Annotated in this window: 5 protein-coding genes; all 5 read left to right on the top strand. The window is 41.0% G+C overall.

Features of this window, described 5'->3' with window-relative positions; genetic code table 11:
- Window positions 1–179 precede the first annotated feature (179 nt).
- The 5 genes from HT714_RS09545 to ply all read left to right on the top strand — a co-directional run bounded on the left by HT714_RS09545 (window position 180) and on the right by ply (window position 6,219).
- Window positions 180–2,999, top strand: coding sequence for a DUF1542 domain-containing protein (locus tag HT714_RS09545; protein WP_240148083.1), 2,820 nt, complete (start codon window positions 180–182; stop codon window positions 2,997–2,999).
- Window positions 3,000–3,310: 311 nt separating this feature from the next.
- Window positions 3,311–3,769: a DUF4231 domain-containing protein gene (locus tag HT714_RS01055; protein ID WP_138699800.1), complete on the top strand. Its 459-nt coding sequence runs from the start codon at window positions 3,311–3,313 to the stop codon at window positions 3,767–3,769.
- A 12-nt stretch (window positions 3,770–3,781) separates the two neighbouring features.
- Complete coding sequence (locus HT714_RS01050) at window positions 3,782–4,390, top strand: hypothetical protein (protein ID WP_173225250.1); 609 nt, start codon at window positions 3,782–3,784, stop codon at window positions 4,388–4,390.
- Window positions 4,383–4,793, top strand: coding sequence for a hypothetical protein (locus tag HT714_RS01045; RefSeq protein ID WP_000595753.1), 411 nt, complete (start codon window positions 4,383–4,385; stop codon window positions 4,791–4,793). Before HT714_RS01050 ends, HT714_RS01045 begins: the two co-directional genes overlap by 8 nt.
- Window positions 4,794–4,803: 10 nt before the next feature.
- Window positions 4,804–6,219: a cholesterol-dependent cytolysin pneumolysin gene (gene ply, locus HT714_RS01040; protein ID WP_173251347.1), complete on the top strand. Its 1,416-nt coding sequence runs from the start codon at window positions 4,804–4,806 to the stop codon at window positions 6,217–6,219.
- Window positions 6,220–6,661: the final 442 nt, after the last annotated feature.

Genomic DNA, 6,661 nt, shown 5'->3' with positions numbered 1-6,661 from the left:
TATATATATATATATATATAATGTCGCTTTTCTCTTGCATTTTCTGACTCTATACTATCAGCGAGGGGGTTGATTTGTATGTCAGAAGTGTTAGTATAGAGTTGATATATTATCGTCTGTCGGCTTTTTGCGCGCTTTCTAAGCTCAGGGAAGCTCTCAGGCAAGGAAAGGATTCACTTATGTTCAAGAAAAAGAATGATGGTAATGGAGAGAAAATTTTCCGTTATTCAATAAGGAAGTACCACTTTGGTGCTGCCAGCGTTGCCGTTGCGGCGCTGATGTTTTTTGCCAATGGGACAGTACAGGCGCAAACGCCTGATATTTCTCCAGCTACAGAGAGCGAAGTGGCTAGAACCAGTGATGTTATAAGTTCTTCCTCGGATGGGGCTGAGGCTTTAAGCGAAAAAACTTCTGGTAAAAATCCCAACCAGCTAGAGCCTTCTACCCAAGGCAATCAAGAAAGTTCAGATAAAAACAAGTCTCTAGTAAAAGATAGCGAAGAAGGTAAGAAAGAGAATCAAGCAGAGGCAATCAGTATAGTTGTAGATAAGTCGCTTGCCCAATCTGCTCAAACTAGTCTACAAGCTTTACTTGCCAATCTGACTCTGGATTCTATGAAAGAACTCCATGCTCGTGTAGAGGAGAGTCTAGCAAGAGCTAAAGCTATTCTTGATAATCCAAACTCCAGTCAAGAGGAGGTTAATGCCCAGGTTCAAGTCATGAAAGCCTTGACTGAGGAGGTCAACAAGGCTTTGGCTGGTGGACTCACATCCCCAGCTCAGCTTGGGGAAGGAGGGAGCGCGACTACAAGTGAAGTAAGCCCAACTCCCAGACGGGGGCGAGGTCGCAGAGGACAACTAACCCCTCCTGCAATGCTAGCACCAGCAGAAAATCAAGAAACCAAGGAAACGGCGGAGGAAGCTACAGACTACACAAATGGTTCAGGTAGCTATCCTCTATCGGAAAAAATCCATCATCTCCTCCAAGAACTGAAGACCAGCACTGAAAATCCAGAACAAGTCCAAAAACTCAAGGAAGCTTACGATAAACTCAACGAAGCATTGGGACAATCAGAAAATGGGCTTGTCAATCAGGATGTCTTTAATGCTGCACTTGAGGAGTATAAAAAGGCAACTCAATTAAAGAATGGTGGGAGCTTCTCCTCGCATTCTCGAGGTAAGAGAGATACCATATCTTCAAATCTTAGAGTTGGTTTTGGTGTCAGAAGTGGGTCAGGCAGAAATCGTACAGATGTACTTGATGGGAGAGATGCGAAGTATTTTCAAAATAATACCTCTATTTCTGGCTTTAACTTATATTGGCTGGCAGAATCAGATAATTCGCCTATTCGCGAAATCACTGTGAGTGGTTTGGAAGACCTGAATTTGAAAGTTAATTTAGAGAACAAAGGGACTAGGAAAGCGATACTGAGAGCGACTGGGACACCACCAAAAAATATTTTTGGTACTAGACGAATAGTTGTCACCGCAATTGCTGAAAATGGTCACAGGGTACAAAAAGAATTAACACTTAATTTTCATCTTCCTAAAGTTACCTTTGATACGAGTAGTGAAGATTTAAAAGAAAAAGCAAATGAGAAGCCAATAGTTACAGTGAGAATGCCAGGAAATTTACCAAGCTCTCATATTCAATCTGGAACACAGGTAAAAGCTTTTTTAGTTAAAGGTGGTCACGATAGAGATGACTGGTTAAATCCTCGTGCAGAAGGATATGAAGTTGTTGCTGTAACATTAGTTCGAGGTGATGGGACTGCTATCTTTACTCCAGCTGATTATAAAAAAAATAGAATAGGGACAGAATCTTTGAGAGCAATTTTAGCAGTTGTTTATCAAGGAACAGAAAGACCAAAAGATGATTACGTTTCTTCTTTGTCGGACAGAAGTATTCAAGCTACAGATCCGATTGATAGGGATGGGGCGATTCAGGAGTTAGAGCAAGCAGCAACAACTAAGAGGGAATCGTTCGACCGTATTGACCACTTAACAGAGGAAGAGAAAGCTGAGGCAGTTAAGAAAGTCAACGAAGCCCTAAAAGCAGCGAAATCGAATGTTGACGCAGCAAATACGAAAGCTAAAGTAGATGAAGCGAAGGCTGCTGGTATTGGTGAAATCAATAAGGTCACAGCCACAGCAAGCGCCAACAATGGTGGCAACATTAATAACGGTGGCAACACTAACACCGGTGGCAACACTAACAATGGTGGTAACACTAACAATGGTGGTAACACTAATAACGGTGGCAACACTAACACCGATGGCAACACTAACAATGGTGGCAACACTAACGCTGGTGGCAACACCAACAATGGTGGCAACACTAATAACGGTGGCAACACTAATAACGGTGGCAACACTAACACCAGTGTGACACCACCAACCCGTAACCGGAGAAGTGTAACCTTTGCTGGTGGCACTCAATCGAGTCAAGAGAAACAGGTTGATAAATCAGTCTTAAGAGATTTGATTCAAGACTTGGAAACTCGTTTGAAAGACTTGGATGGTATTGATCAATCTGTCATTGACGCTGCGAAGGTCATTCTCGGAGAGGGTCAAGAAGCCCTTAGAAATGCTGACTTGACAGAGGCAGGCTTGAAAGAGATTACTGCTAAGATCAAAGAAGCTCTCGAATCCTTGAAAGGCAAGCAAACGACTAAGGATGAAGAAGAAAGGAAAGAAACAAGCAAAGAGCAAGGTCATCTTCCGTACGGTACGATGATTGGCAGCCTACTCGCCCTTCTTGGTCTCCTTCTCTTCCTCATCGCTCGTCGTAAGAAAGAGTCAGAACTCAAGAAATTGACCAAGGAATTGACTAAGGTTCTGCAAGAAAGCGACCTTACAAGTGTAGATGCCAAAGTTCTCGACCAAGCACGAGAAGCTCTCGCTCAAGCAGTTGCCTTCCTAGCCAATGAGAAAGAGTCTGACCACACAGAAGATGAGTTGATTGAAAAACTCAAAGCTATTCTTGCTCAGTTAAGATAAGCAATGCTTAGATGAGTCGGAAACTAGCTAGAATAGTGATTGATAGAATGTTGGAAAAACTCAATCTGAGGTGAACATTCAGAAAATCTTTCTCTGATAAAACGCATAATATCAAGCTTTTTAAGGCAAGGTATTATGCGTTTTTATCATTTTGAAACTTTTTGTTCCATCCTTTTTGTGATACTTTTCCCTTATTTCATAAACATTTCATATTTGGATTTTATAATAAGCTATAGTCCAGTTTTTACTATACTTTGACATTCAAATATGTTATACTATGATTATCAAAGTAAATGAAAGGGGTTACGAACATGACGCCAGAAGAAATGTACCTGACAGATCGATTGGATGTACAGATAGCTCATTTTTTAAAGAAAAGTGTTCAACATCGTAGACGCTATAAGGTATTAAAAATAACAGAAATTGTGGCAGGTTTCCTGATAGCTGTTTTTTGCGCTATTCCTATGCCAGGTGATCGCTACCGTTTGATTTCGGTTGCCTTGTCCAGTCTAGGCTTGCTGTGTGAGGGGATTCTCAATTTGTATAATGCAAAGGAACACTGGATTTCTTACCAAAAGACTGCGCAACTCCTGGAGAGAGAAAAATTCCTTTATCAATGCCAAACGGAGAAATATGCAGGAAAAACCAAGGCTTTTGCCCTATTTGTCAAGACATGCGAAAGTCTTATCTCAGAGGAAATCAACCAGTGGGAAAGTATCCAGTCAAAAGAAGTGGCAGCTAGTGCAGATGCTCCAGGGAAAAAAGAGTAGGAGGTGAAGGAAATGTTTCAATCCAGCTACCTATTGCCCTTACTCTGGTTAAAAAAAGAATCCAATAAAGAAGAGATGAGCGCGACTCAGTGCCAGATATTTTTCTTTTACTATCAACTATTTGAACTCTTATTTGCTAGAGAAAGCGACTTGAGAGACTTGTGTCTGGGAAGGCAAGGTTTTTATTTCTCGCAGTTAGAGAAAGATTTGCTTTCTGGAGTTTCCCACTTTCTAAAAAACTTGGAGGGAAAAGTAACTCTCAAGGCTAACCAAGAAGTATCAGCTCGCAAAGCTCTTTTTCTAGCCTTGACAACTAGCCAGTCAGATTGGCAATCTTTGGCTCCTGTTTTTGATTTTTATCAGACTATCGGGAGACTTGAACATCCTTCTCTCTTGAGTTCTCAGGACAGACAATATCTGATGTGGATTTACCAGTCAGCTTTGGAGAAGGATTATAGTGTCAAGGTAATTGGCGACAAGCATTTTGTATTGAAGAGACAAGATGCTACTAAATTGACAGCGCGCCAAACTCAAACTTTGGAAATTCTGAGTCAATCAGAAGACTTGGTCAATCCTGTCTATGTTACATTAGGAGAAAAGGGGGTGCTCTTACTTGATTAAGAGAGGAGATGTTGTAGCTCTTTATTTGCCTTTTCCGACTATTAGTAGCGATTTGGCTGTGAAGAATCATATGTATATCTGTATTGACAACAGCATGACTAAAAACAAAGAGTTGATTAAAAATCAGACCTTCAAACCAGCTCTCTTGACCAGACGTTTGGTCAAGAACTTTATGATAGAAGAGCCGGATTTAGCTCGTAATCCTTTTACAAGACCAACTTTGATTGACTTAGATAAGGTATTTATGTTGGATAATACGGTCATTCCGACTTCTTATCTAGCCAGACGGCGACGCAATGTCTCAGAAGAATTATACGAGGAAGTTTTGGATCACTTAGTCCAACCACAGCTGATTTCACTGAACAAGTCTGAGTTTATGCAACTCAATCCAGGAACTTATTAGGAGGTAGAAGATGGCAAATAAAGCAGTAAATGACTTTATACTAGCTATGGATTACGATAAAAAGAAACTCTTGACCCATCAGGGAGAGAGTATTGAAAATCGTTTCATCAAAGAGGGGAATCAGTTACCCGATGAGTTTGTTGTTATCGAAAGAAAGAAGCGGAGCCTGTCGACAAATACAAGTGATATTTCTGTAACAGCTACCAACGACAGTCGCCTCTATCCTGGAGCACTTCTCGTAGTGGATGAGACCTTGTTAGAGAATAATCCCACTCTTCTTGCGGTCGATCGTGCCCCAATGACTTATAGTATTGATTTGCCTGGTTTGGCAAGTAGTGATAGCTTTCTCCAAGTAGAGGATCCCAGCAATTCAAGTGTTCGCGGAGCGGTAAACGATTTGTTGGCCAAGTGGCATCAAGATTATGGTCAGGTCAATAATGTCCCAGCTAGAATGCAGTATGAAAAAATCACGGCTCACAGCATGGAACAACTCAAGGTCAAGTTTGGTTCTGACTTTGAAAAGACAGGGAATTCTCTTGATATTGATTTTAACTCTGTCCATTCGGGCGAAAAGCAGATTCAGATTGTTAATTTTAAGCAGATTTATTATACAGTCAGCGTAGATGCTGTTAAAAATCCAGGAGATGTGTTTCAAGATACTGTAACGGTAGAGGATTTGAGGCAGAGAGGAATTTCTGCAGAGCGTCCTTTGGTCTATATTTCGAGTGTTGCTTACGGGCGTCAGGTCTATCTCAAGTTGGAAACCACGAGTAAGAGTGATGAAGTAGAGGCTGCTTTTGAAGCTTTGATAAAAGGAGTCAAGGTAGCTCCTCAGACAGAGTGGAAACAGATTTTGGACAATACAGAAGTGAAGGCGGTTATTTTAGGGGGCGACCCGAGTTCGGGTGCCCGAGTTGTAACAGGCAAGGTGGATATGGTAGAGGACTTGATTCAAGAAGGCAGTCGCTTTACAGCCGATCATCCAGGTTTGCCGATTTCTTATACAACTTCTTTTTTACGGGACAATGTAGTTGCGACCTTTCAAAACAGTACAGACTATGTTGAGACTAAGGTGACAGCTTACAGAAACGGAGATTTACTCTTGGATCATAGCGGTGCCTATGTTGCCCAATATTACATTACTTGGGATGAATTATCCTATGATAATCAAGGTAAGGAAATCTTGACTCCTAAGGCTTGGGACAGAAATGGCCAGGATTTGACGGCTCACTTTACCACTAGTATTCCTTTAAAAGGGAATGTTCGCAATCTCTCTATCAAAATTAGAGAGTGTACCGGACTTGCCTGGGAATGGTGGCGTACGGTTTATGAAAAAACCGATTTGCCCCTAGTGCGTAAGCGGACGATTTCTATTTGGGGAACGACTCTCTATCCTCAGGTAGAGGATAAGGTAGAAAATGATTAGGGGGGAAGAATGTTTGCGACAAAAAGAGGCGATGATCTCTCTGCGAATATCTGAAAGTTTATCTCTTGCCTAGCGATTTCCATTGGAGCATGCTCGTGATGTTAAAATGAGTCTATCAAACAGGGGCTGTAAGAAAAAGTAAAAAGGGTAGTGAAACTCCTTGCTATACAGGGAATTAGCTACCTTTTACTTGTTTTAGAAGTGCCGTTGTACTAGTCTAACTTCAGTATCATGTGAAATCAAAAAGAGCATAAATTTCTGTTTCAAGAACACATAAATTATGGTTTTGTTTAGAAACTCTTCTATTGATTTCTTAGAATACAATAGTGCCTATAAGAACTGTTGAATTTCAAAGTATTTACTTGAACTATGATATGTCTGGAGTAGACTGTCAACAAAAGGTGCAGTATAATGGTTTTTATCGCTTATATCTACAACCTCA

The organism is Streptococcus sp. 3705, assembly GCF_013277145.1.
Classification (GTDB): domain Bacteria; phylum Bacillota; class Bacilli; order Lactobacillales; family Streptococcaceae; genus Streptococcus.
This window is presented reverse-complemented; position numbering and strand designations above follow the sequence as displayed.

Coding starts and splice junctions, on each gene's coding strand:
- HT714_RS09545 (WP_240148083.1), top strand. CDS start 180: ATGTTCAAGAAAAAGAATGATGGTAATGGAGAGAAAATTTTCCGTTAT.
- ply (WP_173251347.1), top strand. CDS start 4,804: ATGGCAAATAAAGCAGTAAATGACTTTATACTAGCTATGGATTACGAT.
- HT714_RS01055 (WP_138699800.1), top strand. CDS start 3,311: ATGACGCCAGAAGAAATGTACCTGACAGATCGATTGGATGTACAGATA.
- HT714_RS01050 (WP_173225250.1), top strand. CDS start 3,782: ATGTTTCAATCCAGCTACCTATTGCCCTTACTCTGGTTAAAAAAAGAA.